The organism is Roseovarius sp. PS-C2, from assembly GCF_018862045.1.
GTDB lineage: Bacteria > Pseudomonadota > Alphaproteobacteria > Rhodobacterales > Rhodobacteraceae > Roseovarius.
Genome location: NZ_JAHKSQ010000004.1, coordinates 151,645 through 164,603 on the forward strand (window position 1 = coordinate 151,645; position 12,959 = coordinate 164,603).

General features: G+C 64.2%; 12 protein-coding genes. 6 read left to right on the top strand and 6 right to left on the bottom strand.

Annotated elements, in window-relative coordinates; all coding sequences use genetic code 11:
• Positions 1-47 precede the first annotated feature (47 nt).
• From KPG71_RS08990 to KPG71_RS09000, 3 genes are read right to left on the bottom strand one after another with little or no spacing between them, the layout of a single operon-like run.
• Positions 48-1,322: a folylpolyglutamate synthase/dihydrofolate synthase family protein gene (locus tag KPG71_RS08990; protein WP_216337753.1), complete on the bottom strand. Its 1,275-nt coding sequence runs from the start codon at positions 1,320-1,322 to the stop codon at positions 48-50.
• The gene (gene accD, locus KPG71_RS08995) at positions 1,319-2,263 is read right to left on the bottom strand and encodes an acetyl-CoA carboxylase, carboxyltransferase subunit beta (protein ID WP_216337754.1); all 945 of its coding nucleotides are present in this window, start codon (positions 2,261-2,263) and stop codon (positions 1,319-1,321) included. Before accD ends, KPG71_RS08990 begins: the two co-directional genes overlap by 4 nt.
• A 60-nt stretch (positions 2,264-2,323) precedes the next feature.
• Positions 2,324-3,211: a CPBP family intramembrane glutamic endopeptidase gene (locus KPG71_RS09000; RefSeq protein ID WP_216337755.1), complete on the bottom strand. Its 888-nt coding sequence runs from the start codon at positions 3,209-3,211 to the stop codon at positions 2,324-2,326.
• Positions 3,212-3,355: 144 nt separating this feature from the next.
• On the opposite strand from KPG71_RS09000, the gene ilvD reads away from it, so the two are divergent.
• From ilvD to KPG71_RS09020, 4 genes are read left to right on the top strand one after another with little or no spacing between them, the layout of a single operon-like run.
• Positions 3,356-5,113 (top strand): dihydroxy-acid dehydratase, encoded by a 1,758-nt coding sequence (ilvD, locus tag KPG71_RS09005; RefSeq protein WP_216337756.1) that lies wholly within the window; start codon positions 3,356-3,358, stop codon positions 5,111-5,113.
• On the top strand, positions 5,094-5,789 hold the full coding sequence (locus KPG71_RS09010) for a hypothetical protein (RefSeq protein WP_216337757.1): 696 nt from the start codon (positions 5,094-5,096) through the stop codon (positions 5,787-5,789). Before ilvD ends, KPG71_RS09010 begins: the two co-directional genes overlap by 20 nt.
• Before the next feature lie 59 nt (positions 5,790-5,848).
• Entirely contained in the window at positions 5,849-6,622 is a 774-nt protein-coding gene (locus tag KPG71_RS09015; RefSeq protein ID WP_216337758.1) for a DUF6478 family protein, read from the top strand.
• 14 nt (positions 6,623-6,636) lie between these two features.
• The gene (locus KPG71_RS09020) at positions 6,637-7,014 is read left to right on the top strand and encodes a hypothetical protein (RefSeq protein WP_216337759.1); all 378 of its coding nucleotides are present in this window, start codon (positions 6,637-6,639) and stop codon (positions 7,012-7,014) included.
• 49 nt (positions 7,015-7,063) lie between these two features.
• Here the strand turns inward: KPG71_RS09020 and KPG71_RS09025 are convergent, their stop codons facing one another.
• Both KPG71_RS09025 and mutL read right to left on the bottom strand, forming a co-directional pair.
• A complete protein-coding gene (locus tag KPG71_RS09025) occupies positions 7,064-8,233 on the bottom strand; it encodes a DNA recombination protein RmuC (RefSeq protein WP_216337760.1) in 1,170 nt (389 codons plus the stop codon).
• Positions 8,230-10,080, bottom strand: coding sequence for a DNA mismatch repair endonuclease MutL (gene mutL, locus KPG71_RS09030; RefSeq protein WP_216337761.1), 1,851 nt, complete (start codon positions 10,078-10,080; stop codon positions 8,230-8,232). The genes KPG71_RS09025 and mutL overlap by 4 nt, the downstream gene beginning before the upstream one ends.
• 147 nt (positions 10,081-10,227) lie before the next feature.
• Here mutL and KPG71_RS09035 point away from each other — a divergent pair, with 147 nt between their 5' ends.
• The gene (locus KPG71_RS09035) at positions 10,228-11,127 is read left to right on the top strand and encodes an MBL fold metallo-hydrolase (RefSeq protein WP_216337762.1); all 900 of its coding nucleotides are present in this window, start codon (positions 10,228-10,230) and stop codon (positions 11,125-11,127) included.
• Positions 11,128-11,155: 28 nt separating this feature from the next.
• Positions 11,156-11,533: a rhodanese-like domain-containing protein gene (locus KPG71_RS09040; protein WP_216337763.1), complete on the top strand. Its 378-nt coding sequence runs from the start codon at positions 11,156-11,158 to the stop codon at positions 11,531-11,533.
• A gap of 90 nt (positions 11,534-11,623) precedes the next feature.
• On the opposite strand, the gene KPG71_RS09045 is transcribed toward KPG71_RS09040, so the two are convergent.
• Positions 11,624-12,949: an ammonium transporter gene (locus tag KPG71_RS09045; protein WP_253196180.1), complete on the bottom strand. Its 1,326-nt coding sequence runs from the start codon at positions 12,947-12,949 to the stop codon at positions 11,624-11,626.
• Positions 12,950-12,959 lie beyond the last annotated feature (10 nt).

A 12,959-nucleotide genomic window follows, 5' to 3' on the forward strand; every position in this document is an offset into this window, starting at 1 on the left:
GAATCGGTCAATATCCGGTGATTCGTTTTGCGACTTTCAGGGGAAGCCTAGCCGTTTTCGCGCAAAACGGACCCGGCCAGATACAGCGAGCCACAAATCAGGATGCGCGCCTGCGGCGCGGCGCTCGCAATCCTGCGCACGGCGTCCAGCACATTGTCGGCGGTGCTGGCCGACAATCCGGCCCTTTCGGCCTGCCGCGCGGTCTCCTCGGCGGGCAGGGTATTGGCCTCACCGGGGATCGACACGGCGATCAGGCTGCGCACATGGGCCGCCAGCGGGGTCAGGTAGCCCGAGATGTCCTTGGTGTTCAGCATCCCGCACACCAGATGCGTGGGGCGTTTGGGCAGGCTGCCCAGATGCCGGGCCAGCGCCTGACCGGCGGCGGCATTATGCCCACCGTCCAGCCACAGTTCGGCCTCGCCCGCGGCCTCCACCAATGGTCCGGTTTTCAGGCGCTGCATGCGGGCGGGCCACTCGGCGCGGGTGACGGCAGCCTCGAATGCGGCCTCATCCACCCCAAGCGCGCGCAACGCGGCCAGCGCCGCACCGGCATTCTCGATCTGATGCGCGCCGGGCAGGTTGGGCAGCGGCAGGTCCAGCAGGCCGGTTTCGTCCTGAAACACCAGCCGCCCGCGTTCCTCGAAGACATGCCAGTGCTGCCCCTGCGCGATCAGCGGTGCGCCCAGACGTTCGGCGCGCGCCTCGATCACCTCCATCGCCGCGTCCGGTTGCGGGCCGACGATGCACGGCACGCCGCGCTTGATGATCCCGGCCTTTTCGCCCGCGATCTTTGCCAGCGTATCGCCAAGGAATTGTTCGTGGTCGATGGAAATTGGCGTGATGATCGTCAGGGCCGGCCTGTCGATCACGTTGGTCGCGTCCAGCCGCCCGCCAAGCCCCACCTCGAGCAGCGTATACTCCGCCTGGACCCGTGACATGGCCAGCAACGCCGCGCAGGTCGTGATCTCGAAATAGGTGATGGTCTCACCGCCATTGGCGGCATAGCATTCATCCAGAACGGCACTCAGGTCCGCCTCGGAAATCAACTCGCCCGCCAGCCGGATACGCTCGTGAAACCGCGCCAGATGCGGCGAGGTATAGGCATGGCAGCGCAGCCCGGCCCCCTCCAGCCCCGCACGGATCATCGCCTGCGTCGATCCCTTGCCGTTCGTCCCGGCGATATGGATCACTGGCGGCAGCTTGTCCTGCGGATTGCCCAAAGCCGAGAGCAGCCGCCAGACACGATCCAGCGTCAGGTCGATGATCTTGGGATGAAGCGACATCATCCGCTCAAGGATGATGTCCGATGTCGCGCCGCTCATTCCTTGCCGGTCTTCTCGCTGGTCGGTTCATCCGACGCGTCGGGCTGCGCCTCCTCGGGGTCGGGCGCGGGCAGATCGCCGCGCACCGCAGGGGGCTCACCCATCAGCATACGGGTGATGGTGATCAATTCGTCGCGCATTTCGGTGCGTGGCGTCACACGGTCCAGCATCCCGTGATCCAGCAGGTATTCGGCCCGCTGGAACCCTTCGGGCAGTTTCTCGCGGATCGTCTGTTCGATCACCCGCGGCCCGGCAAAACAGATCAGCGCATTGGGCTCCGCGACATGCACATCGCCCAGCATCGCATAGGACGCCGTGACACCGCCGGTCGTGGGATGGGTCAGCACGACGATATAGGGCAGCCCGGCCTCTTTCAGCATCTGCACCGCCACGGTGGTGCGCGGCATTTGCATCAGGCTCAGGATGCCCTCCTGCATGCGCGCGCCCCCGGCGGCGGAAAACAGGATCAAAGGGCGCTTCAGCTTTACCGCCTGTTCGGCGGCGGCAATGATGGCGTTGCCCACATACATGCCCATGGACCCGCCCATGAAGCTGAAATCCTGCGCGGCGGCCACGATGGGCGTGCGCCCCATCTCGCCGGTGGCGACCAGCATCGCCTCTTTCTCGCCGGTGGATTTCTGCGCGGCGCGCATCCTGTCGGGATATTTTTTCTGATCGCGGAAATGCAGGGGGTCCGCCGTGGGGGTCGGCACGTCAACCTCGGTGAAAATACCGCCATCGAACAGCGCCTTGAACCGCGCCCGTGGGGTGATCGCCATGTGATGCCCGCAATTGGTGCAGACATTCAGGTTATCGCTCAACTCGCGGTGAAACAGCATCGTGCCGCATTCGTCACACTTGGACCACAGGTTCTCGGGCATCTCGCGGCGCGAGAAAATCGAGTTTATGCGCGGGCGCACATAGTTGGTGATCCAGTTCATGGCGCGTGACCCTTCGTTGCGGTTTCGGTTTCAAATAAGGGCCTGCGGCAGGAATTGCAATCAGCGCCGCAGGGCCACGCGCGCCGCCAGCCAACTGCATCCCAGCAACATCAGGTCGGTGGGAAACCACGCCCAGACCCCGCCCAGTTCGTCCAGCGAAAACGGATAGACATAAAGCGCCAGACCGTCGAAATTCCCCTTCGGCGCGGCGAACAGGATGGCATTCATGTTATTGACGAAATGCAAGGCGATCGCCGGCCCAAGCGTGCCGCTGCGCGCGGTCAGATCCGCCGCCGCCAGTCCGAAACAGCCCGCCCATGCGATCACGAACCATGTGTTTTCCCCATGTAGCGCCGGGTCCAGATGCAACAGCGCGAACAGGATCGACGGCAGGCCCATCCAGACTATCGGATGCGCGAACCGTGCGGCCAGCTGGCTTTGCAGATAGCCGCGAAAGGCCATCTCCTCGGCGGCGGTCTGAACCAGCAGGGCCAGCAACCCGACAGGCAGAAACAACAGCCACAGTCCGAAAGGCATGTTTGGCTCAGCGGCCAGAGAATCGTCGCCGGGCAGGATATTGATCACGATCAACAGCGCGAACAGCACCAGCGAGACCTGCCGGAACTGGCGCAGCGCGGGCGCCAGCGGGCCGATCAGCCCCCCGATGCGCCGCTGATGGACAACCGTCATCGAAACCGCCAGCGCCACGATCAGCAATCCGAAAACGAACAGGTTGATCAGAACCGCCGCAGGGCTGCTGCCGGTTTGCAGGTTTTGCGCCAGAGCCTCCCAGGCCTGCGGCGACAGGAAGGCGCGATGAAGGGCCGAGACACCGGAACTCAGGACCAGAAACAGAATCACGGTCAGGACAATCCCCGCCAGCAGGCGCAGCGGTTGTGCGCTCGGTCGGGCCGGGGCGACAAGGGTCTCGTGGGGATCGTATCGCATGGGCGCAGGCTAGAGGATCGCGGGGCAGGGCGGAATACCCATTGTCCGCGCGAGGGGTGGCGCGGCAATCGGGCTCCTATCAGGCTCTTGTTCCTTGCCGCGCGGTCACTTAAACCCGGATGCAACACACACGGGGAGGCCCTCATGACCAAATTCGACAAATCCAAACTGCCCAGCCGCTACGTGACCGAAGGTCCGGCGCGCGCGCCGCATCGTTCGTACTATTATGCCATGGGCATGACCGAGGACGAGATTCACCAGCCTCTGGTCGGTGTCGCGACCTGCTGGAACGAGGCCGCGCCGTGCAACATCGCGCTGAATCGTCAGGCGCAGGCCGTCAAGGGCGGCGTGAAAGAGGCCCACGGCACCCCCCGCGAATTCACCACCATCACCGTGACCGACGGCATCGCCATGGGTCACGAGGGCATGCGCAGCTCGCTGGCCAGTCGCGAGGCGATTGCCGACACCGTGGAACTCACCATGCGCGGCCATTGCTATGACGCCATCGTGGGCCTTGCGGGCTGCGATAAATCGCTGCCGGGCATGATGATGGCCATGGTGCGCCTCAACGTGCCCTCGGTGTTCATCTACGGCGGCTCGATCCTGCCGGGCAAAGCCCCCCAGATCGAAGAGGTCCCCGAAGATTTCCGCACCCGCGACCTGACCGTGCAGGACATGTTCGAAGCCGTCGGCCGCCACCAGAACGGCACCATGTCCGACAAGGCGCTCGATGTGCTCGAACGCGTGGCCTGCCCCTCGGCCGGGGCCTGCGGCGGCCAGTTCACCGCCAACACCATGGCCTGCGTGTCCGAGGCGATCGGCCTTGCCCTGATGAACAGCTCGGGCATGCCCGCGCCCTATGAATCCCGCGACCAGTACGCCGAGGCGTCGGGCCGCGCGGTGATGCAGCTTCTCGAAAGGAACATCCGCGCCCGCGATGTGGTGACGCGCCAAAGCCTTGAAAACGCCGCGCGCGTCGTGGCCTGCACCGGCGGCTCCACCAATGCCGGTCTGCACCTGCCTGCCATCGCGCACGAGGCCGGAATCGAATTCTATCTCGAAGACGTGTGCGACATCTTCCGCGACACCCCCTATTTCGTCGACCTGAAACCGGGCGGTCAGTATGTGGCCAAGGATCTCTACGACGCGGGCGGCATTCCCGTGGTGATGAAGGAGTTGCGCAAGGCGGGTCTCATCCACGAGGATTGCATGACCGCCACGGGCCGCTCCATCGGCGAGGAACTCGACCGGATCGAGCGCGAAGCGGACGGCAAGGTGATCTATTCCATCGACACCCCGATCACCAAAACCGGTGGCGTTGTCGGCCTCAAGGGCAACCTTGCCCCGGCGGGCGCTATCGTGAAAGTGGCCGGTATTCCCGAGGAAAATCAGCGCTTCACCGGCCCGGCCCGCGTGTTCGAATGCGAAGAAGACGCCTTCGAGGCCGTCAAGGCCCGCAAATACGAGGAAGGCGAGGTGATCGTCATCCGCAACGAAGGCCCCGCAGGCGGCCCCGGCATGCGTGAAATGCTGGCCACCACCGCCGCACTGTCCGGTCAGGGCATGGGCAAAAAGGTGGCCCTGATCACCGATGGCCGTTTCTCGGGCGCGACCCGTGGCTTCTGCGTGGGCCATGTCGGCCCCGAGGCGGCGCATGGCGGGCCCATCGCGCTGATCGAAACCGGCGACATGATCACCATCGACGCCGTCAATGGCGAACTCAGCGTCGCTCTTTCCGACGAAGACCTCGCCAAGCGCAAGGACGGCTGGAAAGGCCCGCGTGAAACCATCTATGCCAGCGGCGCGCTCTGGAAATACGCGCAACTGGTGGGCGAAACCTACAAGGGCGCGGTCACCCACCCCGGTGGCAAGGCCGAGCGCCATGTCTATATGGACCTTTGACCTCATGACGCCCCGGCGCGCCCTGCGCCGGGGTCTTTCCATATGGTGTGTTCTGGCCTTGTCCGGCTGTGTCGGCGTCGAAAGCGGCGCAAGCGACGACGCGCTGCAGCAGGTCTCGCTTTTCAAGGGCGAGGTCGTGGTCGCGGGTCCGCGCGGCTATTGCGTCGATGGCGCACAGCTCAGGCGCGGCCCGTTCGGGGCCTTCGTCCCCATCGCCAGTTGCGAAAGCCTCAGCGGTCAGGCCGGGATCGGGGTCGAGCCGGTGCTCATGACCGTCTCGGTCCTGCCGCGTCAGGACAGCCGCGCCATGCCGGACGCCGCAGAGATCGCCGCATCCATGGCTGCGGACAAGCCGTTGGAGATGATCGACGGCGACGGCGTGTCCATCGTGCATTTCGCGACCGGCGGGGAAAGGGCCTTGCCCGGCGGCGATCCGCGGTATTGGCGCGCGGGCATGATCGTCAACGGGCATCTTCTGGGCCTCGCTGTCTATGCGCCCAAGGACAGCCCGCTGGCCGGCGGGCAGGGCAAGCGCCTGATTTCTGATTTGGCCGAGGGCCTGCGCAACCGAAGCCCGCAAATGCGGGCGGTGACGTCCTCACGTGGCGGGGCTGCCGCGGTGCGGCGCGGCATGGCCGGATGGCTTCCGGGTGGATTGTTTCCAAATCCGGGTTAATGCTATGGAAGGGGTCAATCAGGCAGACTGGCCCAGACCCCAGGCAGGATGGAGCGGACATGATCGAATTGCGCAGTTCACTACTGGACTGGATCGTGCATCGGCGCGGGCTGCGCCGGTGGCGGCGGGCCGCCCGCGGGGCAGCCACCATGCCGCTCTCGACATTGCGCACCGAACGCGCCCGCGCGCGCCAGTTGCGCCATTCGCTGAACGATCTGATCTCGGTGGCCGACAATCGCCTTGCGCTGCCGATGATCGGCTCCAACGCCTTTGCCAAACCGCACGGCACCGACTGGTCATGGCGCCCGGCGCTCTGGCGCGAACCGCTGGCCCGGCCCGGCAGGTCCTCGGTGCAAAGCAAATCCATGCTGGGCAACGAGATCACGCTGTTCCACGATTGCCAGCACTCCGAGCTGACCCTGCGCCAGCTTCGCAACAATCGCGAGGCCGATCTCGCCCCATACGGCCTGCGCATGGACGTATTCAGTTTCGACGGCTCGTTCCTGTCGCTGGTGCTCAACCTGCCCGATGAGGCGGTGCAGGGGCTGCAACGGCGTCACCTGATCCGCATGAACACGATCATCGAAATGGAAAAACCGCTGGAAATCTTCGTGCGCCTGAACATCAAGCACGGCCCGAACACCGAACAGATCGTGCGTGAACTGCCCCTGCACGAAGACGACATCATGGTCGAATTTGATCTCGCCTATTCCAACCTCAACGAAAAACGGATCGAACGGGCGTGGATCGACCTGATCTTTGAAAACCCGGAAATGAGCCAGTTGATCCTGCGCGACGTGACCTTCTGCCGCCACCCGCGCGCCGACCTCTGACGGAGCACGACAGTATGAGTGACCTGACACTGACCAAGACCCGCCTGTTCGAAGGGGTGTGGGAGGGCCTGCTGACCTGCGAAAGCAACGGCAATTACCAGCCCGAGATCGAGGTGACCCACCTGCAACAATCCATCCCCGGCGTCGAGGTGACGGAGAAACCCGACCAGGACGGATGGGTGATCCGCGTGCCCATTCCGGTGGACCTGATCGCCGACGGGGTGCAGACATTCCTGATCAGCGACAGGAAGACCGGCGAGGCGCTCAACAGCTTCGCCTTGCTGTCGGGCGACGCGCTCAGCTACGATATCCGGGCCGAAATGACCCTCCTGCGCGAAGAGCTCGACATGCTCAAACGCGCCTTCCGCCGGCATTGTCTGGAGACGATGTAGCAATACGCTCGAAAGGACGGCGGGGCAGGCAGCTGACAGACCCGGCCCGTCACCCTCCCTTGGGCAGCTTCACGATGGCCGGGTCGCTGTCGGGCGCCAGTTCCTCGAAATCGAAATTGTCCAGCCGCCGAGCGCGTTTGCCCGCCTTGTCGGCGGAAATCTTGATATCGCTGATATCCTTGGCCGCTTGGTTGAAATGCCGGTCGAGGTTCTCCACACGCGTTCCCAGGCGATCCACATCGGCAAACAGCAGGCCCAGTTCACGCCGGATCGCCCCCGCCTGTTCGCGCATCCGCGCATCTTTCAGGATCGCGCGCATCGTGTTCAGCGTGGCCATGCAGGTGGTGGGCGACACGATCCAGACCCGTTTCTCGAACCCCTCGCGCACCAGTTCGGGGAAATTGGCGTGCAACTCGGCATAGACGGCCTCGGACGGCAGGAACATCAGCGCACCATCGGCGGTTTCCCCGTCCAGAATATATTTCTCGCCGATATCCCTGATATGCTTGCGCACGGAGGTCCGCAGGAACTTGGCCGCCTCGTTCAGTTCCCAGTCGGTCGCGGCATTGCGCAGCGCCTCGTAGGCTTCCAGCGGGAACTTGCTGTCGATGCAGATCGGCCCCGGCGGGTTGGGCAGGTGGATCAGGCAATCGGCACGCCGCCCGTTCGACAGGGTCGCCTGCAAACTGTAGCTGTCCGAGGGCAACGCCTTGGACACGATATCGGTCAGCTGGATTTCCCCGAACGCCCCGCGCGTCTGCTTGTTGCTGAGGATATCCTGCAAGGACAGCACATCGCCCGACAGCTTGGTGATGTTCTCCTGCGCCTTGTCGATGGCGGTCAGCCGTTGCTGTAATTCGCCCAGGGATTGCGCCGTGCGCCGGGCCGAGCCTTGCAGGTTTTCGGTCATCTGGCCCGACACCTGCGCCAGCCGTTTTTCCATCAGTTGCAGCATGTTGGCCTGCGCCGCCGCCTGTGCCTCGGACACGTGATTCAGCCCGCCCGCCAACTGGTGTTGCCCGTCGCTCAGGGTTTGCACGCTCTGGCCCAACTGGCTGACCTGCTGCGCCAGCGGCGCGGCCAGCCGGGCCGACCGGCCCGCCGCGCGAACCGCCATGATCAGCAGCACCAGCACCAGCAGTAAAAGCCCCGCCCCCACGAGCGCGGCAATCACGACGGGATCATCGAAGGCATAGCTATTCTCGCCGATCTGGATCATGTGCGTCCGAACAGCCGTTCGATGTCGGCCAGTTTGAGTTCAACATAGGTGGGCCGTCCATGATTGCACTGGCCCGAAAGCGGGGTCGCCTCCATCTCGCGCAGAAGCGCGTTCATCTCGTCGGCCTGCAAGCGCCGCCCGGTGCGCACCGAGCCATGACAGGCCACGCGGCTGAGGATCGCCTCGATCCGCGCCTTGACGGTGGTGCTGTCGCCCTGATCGGCAAGTTCGTCCAGGATGTCCAGCACCATCGCGCGGGCATCGCACTGGCCCAGGATCGCCGGGGTTTCGCGTACCGCCACGGCCCCACCGCCGAAGGGTTCGATCACCAGCCCAAGGCGGGCCAGATCGTCGGCCAGGTCCAGCAGGCGCGCGGCGTCGGCTTCGGACAGGTCAACGATTTCGGGGATCAGCAACGCCTGCGATGCGACGCCGTTTTCCGCCATCTGCCGTTTCAGCTTTTCGTAAACCAGCCGTTCATGCGCGGCATGGGCATCGACGATCACCATGCCATCGCGGGTTTGCGCCACGATGTAGTTTTCGTGCAGATGCGCCCGCGCCGCGCCCAAAGGCAGGTCTTGCGGGGCGGTTTCCTCGGGCTGCGGCTGCGGTGCGACAACCGGCTCCACACGGGCGCTGTAATCGCCCGCCATCTCGGCAAAGCCCGGCGCCTGCGCCCGATAGGCCGCCGCCCGCGCCTGCGCCGAAGGGCGGTCCATCTGGTAAACCCGCGCCGGTCCCGCCGGTTCGGGCCGCATCGCGCCCAGTGTCGCCCCCGCCACGGTGGTCGAGGCCCGGTGCCCCGCCTCAGCCAGCGCATGACGCAGCCCCGACACGATCAGCCCGCGCGCCACGCCCGGATCGCGGAAACGCACCTCGGATTTCGCCGGATGCACGTTCACATCGACCAGCGTCGGATCGCAGTCGATGAACAGGGCCGCCGCCGGATGCCTGTCGCGGCTGAGAACGTCCATATAGGCGGCGCGCAACGCGCCGATCATCATCTTGTCGCGCACCGGGCGGCCATTGACGAACAGGTATTGCGCCACGGCAGAGCCGCGCGAATAGGTGGGCAGGGCGGCATAGCCCGTCATGCGCAGCCCGTCACGTTCGGCGTCGATTTTCAGCGCGTTATCGGCGAATTCCGCACCCAGGATGCGCGCCAACCGCCCGTGCAGCGCATCGAACAGATCGCCGGTTTCGGCATCCGCGCGGAAGGTCACGCGCCCCTCGCCCCCGCCCGACACGTCGCGCAGCGTGAAGGCGACGAAGGGTTCGGCCATGGCCAGCCGCTTGACGATATCGCTGATCGCCTGCGCCTCGGCGCGGTCGGTGCGCATGAATTTCAGCCGCGCGGGCGTGGCGTAAAACAGATCGCGCAGGGTGACGGTGGTGCCGCCGTTCAGCGCTGCGGGTTTCACCTTGCCCATCTGCCCGCCGCTGACGCCGATCTCGGCGGCCTCTTCGCCCCCGGCACGCGAAATGATCGTCAGCCGCCCCACCGCGCCAAGGCTGGGCAGGGCCTCGCCCCGGAAGCCGAAGGTGTGGATGTTGAGCAGGTCCGAGCCGTCGATCTTCGAGGTCGCATGACGCGACAGCGCCAGCGGCAGATCGCCGGGTGCAATGCCGCAGCCATCGTCGCTGACCCGGATCAGGGTCTTACCCCCGTCGGCATGGGCCACCTCGATGCGCCGCGCGCCCGCATCCAGCGCGTTTTCCACCAGTTCCTTGACCGCCGAGGCCGGACGCTCCACAACTTCGCCTGCCGCGATACGATTGATCGCGGCATCGTCAAGCTGTCGGATAACGGGCCTAGTCTGGCTTATATTGGGGCTTGGTGTGTTCATTCCCCAATACCTAGCATGGGCCAAGCCGATTCTGCCAGATCACGATTTCGTATGAGACGGGCTGCATTGAAAGAATTATGCCTGTAAGGGTTGGCATGAATTTACATTCCATTATCTGAATGCAAACGGATTTCGAAAGGGGACGCAATGTTTACACGCACAAGCCCGTCAACCGGGCCGACCTCACCCACCGTCACCGGGTTTCACGACCCGGCCACCGGCTCGATCCAGTATGTCGCGGTCGATGAGGCCACGAAAAAGGCCGCGCTGATCGACGTGGTGCTGGATTTCGATCCGGCCTCGGGGCGGACCTCGACCGAAAGCGCGCAGGAGATCGTCGATTTCGTCCGCCAGCAAGGGCTGAGCGTCGAATGGATTCTCGACACCCACCCCCATGCCGATCACATGATGGCCTCGGCCTGGCTCAAGGAACAGCTTGGAGCGCCCGCCGCCATCGGGGCGAAGGTGCGCGATATCGGTAAGCTGTGGACGAAGATCTACAACACCCCCGGCGCCTTCGATCCCGACCGCGATTTCGACCGTCTGTTCGAAGACGGGGAAACCTTCAGGCTGGGCAATCTGGACGTGCGGGTGATGCTGTCGCCCGGGCATACGCTAGGGTCGATCACCTATGTGGTGGGCGAGGATGCCGCGTTTGTTCATGACACGTTCATGCATGTGGATGTGGGCACGTCGCGCGCCGATTTCCCCGGCGGGTCGTCGTCAGACCTTTACGACAGCCTGCAAGCCATCCTTGCCCTGCCCGATGAAACGCGTCTGTTCATCGGCCATGATTACCCGCCCGTCGGGGACCGGACCGAGCCCGCCTGGGAGGCCACGGTTGCCGAACACCGCGCCAACAACCCGCATATGGGTGGCGGGGTCAGTCGCGAAGAGTTCATGAAAATCCGCGATACACGCGACGCCACGCTCGGGCTGCCCGACCGGATGCTGTATGCGCTTCAGGTGAATCTGCGCGGCGGTCGTCTGCCCGAGGCCGAGAATGACGGGAACAGCTATTTCAAGATCCCCGCAAACCGATTCTGAACACCCCGAAAAGACAAAAGGAAACGCGATGAAAACCGAAACCATTGGCGCAGCCGAATTTCAGACATGGACCGTCGAAGATGTGGCCGCAGCCTGCGAAAAAAACGAGATCGTGCTGATCGATGTGCGGACACCGCAGGAATACATGTTCGAGCATATCGAGGGCGCGCTATTGCTGCCGATGCCGTTCTTCAACGCGCATAAACTGCCGGGTCAGAGCGACAAGCAGATCGTCTTCCATTGCGGATCGGGCGTGCGGTCGGAAAAGGTGGCGCGCGCGGCGATCGAGGCCGGGATCGACAAGATCGCCCATATGGAGGGGGGCTTTGGCGCGTGGAAGCAGGCCCAGAAGCCCTATATCGGCACCAACATGGCCACCGGCGCACCGGCGCGCGTGAACGACTGACCCCGTTTGTCCGCCTGCGGAACATGAAAAAGCCCGGACGCGATGTCCGGGCTTTCTCTTTTTGGGCTGCTCGTGCCGAGCGTCCAAGGATCAGGTCTTGGAGAACTCGGGGTAGGCTTCCATGCCCAGTTCCGCCATGTCCAGACCGTTGATTTCGGTCTCTTCGTCCACCCGCAGGCCCATGACGGCCTTGATGATGAACCACAGCACCAGGCTGGCCACGAAGGTGAACGCACCATAGGCGATGATGCCCATAAGCTGCGTGCCGAGGCTGGCGTCGCTGTTGTAGAAGACAACGGCGATGGTGCCCCAGATACCGGCAACCAGGTGAACCGGAATGGCGCCGACAACGTCGTCGATCTTGAACTTGTCCAGCATCGGCACGGTGAAGACCACGATCACGCCACCGACGGCACCGATCCACAGCGCACCGAACAGGGTGGGTGCCAGCGGTTCGGCGGTGATCGAGACCAGACCGGCCAGTGCGCCGTTCAGAACCATCGTCAGGTCGGGCTTTTTATACAGGACCTGTGTCAGGATCAGGGCCACGACGGAACCGGAGGCTGCGGCCATATTGGTGTTTGCAAAGATGCGCGACACGTCGGAAACGTCACCCACGGTGCCCATCGCAAGCTGTGAGCCGCCATTGAAGCCGAACCAGCCCAGCCACAGGATGAACGTGCCGAGCGTGGCCAGTGCCAGGTTCGAACCCGGAATCGGATGCACCTTGCCGTCCTTGCCATACTTGCCAAGGCGCGGGCCCAGCACGATGGCGCCAGCCAGAGCGGCCCAGCCACCCACCGAGTGAACGACGGTCGACCCGGCGAAGTCCGAGAAACCGGCCTCGGACAGCCAGCCACCGCCCCACTGCCAGGAGCCCGAGATCGGGTACATGAAGCCCGTCAGCACGACCACGAAGATCAGGAACGGCCACAGTTTGATCCGCTCGGCCAGCGCACCCGACACGATCGAGGCGGTCGCCGCAACGAACACCAACTGGAAGAAGAAATCCGACCCGACCGAGGCGTAATCAAGCGCCGCGTCAGCCGCCGCAACACCCACCGGATCAAGAACGGTCTGGCCGCCTATGGCGAAGAAACCGTTGAAATCACCGGGATACATGGTGTTGAAGCCGACCAGCCAGTACATGATCGCCGCAATCGAATAGAGCGCGATGTTCTTGGTCATCTGCATGGTGACGTTCTTGGAACGCACAAGCCCGCCTTCCAGCATCGCAAAGCCCGCCGCCATGAAGAAGACGAGGAAACCCGCCATGCAGAACAGCAGGGTCGTCATGATGTAGGGGCCGATCTCGTCGAACCCCGGTGCGGCCTCTGCCGCGTCCTGCGCCAGCGCCAGCGACGGCAGGGCGATCAGCGCCCCGGCGGCCAGACCGGTTTTCATAAAGCGTTTCATGTCCATAATC

Excerpts from the sequence above, each read along its gene's own strand:
- KPG71_RS08990 (WP_216337753.1), bottom strand. The coding sequence starts at position 1,322 with ATGAGCGGCGCGACATCGGACATCATCCTTGAGCGGATGATGTCGCTT.
- KPG71_RS09010 (WP_216337757.1), top strand. The coding sequence starts at position 5,094 with ATGTCTATATGGACCTTTGACCTCATGACGCCCCGGCGCGCCCTGCGC.
- KPG71_RS09045 (WP_253196180.1), bottom strand. The coding sequence starts at position 12,949 with ATGAAACGCTTTATGAAAACCGGTCTGGCCGCCGGGGCGCTGATCGCC.
- KPG71_RS09025 (WP_216337760.1), bottom strand. The coding sequence starts at position 8,233 with ATGATCCAGATCGGCGAGAATAGCTATGCCTTCGATGATCCCGTCGTG.
- mutL (WP_216337761.1), bottom strand. The coding sequence starts at position 10,080 with ATGAACACACCAAGCCCCAATATAAGCCAGACTAGGCCCGTTATCCGA.
- KPG71_RS09000 (WP_216337755.1), bottom strand. The coding sequence starts at position 3,211 with ATGCGATACGATCCCCACGAGACCCTTGTCGCCCCGGCCCGACCGAGC.
- KPG71_RS09020 (WP_216337759.1), top strand. The coding sequence starts at position 6,637 with ATGAGTGACCTGACACTGACCAAGACCCGCCTGTTCGAAGGGGTGTGG.
- ilvD (WP_216337756.1), top strand. The coding sequence starts at position 3,356 with ATGACCAAATTCGACAAATCCAAACTGCCCAGCCGCTACGTGACCGAA.
- KPG71_RS09015 (WP_216337758.1), top strand. The coding sequence starts at position 5,849 with ATGATCGAATTGCGCAGTTCACTACTGGACTGGATCGTGCATCGGCGC.
- KPG71_RS09035 (WP_216337762.1), top strand. The coding sequence starts at position 10,228 with ATGTTTACACGCACAAGCCCGTCAACCGGGCCGACCTCACCCACCGTC.
- accD (WP_216337754.1), bottom strand. The coding sequence starts at position 2,263 with ATGAACTGGATCACCAACTATGTGCGCCCGCGCATAAACTCGATTTTC.
- KPG71_RS09040 (WP_216337763.1), top strand. The coding sequence starts at position 11,156 with ATGAAAACCGAAACCATTGGCGCAGCCGAATTTCAGACATGGACCGTC.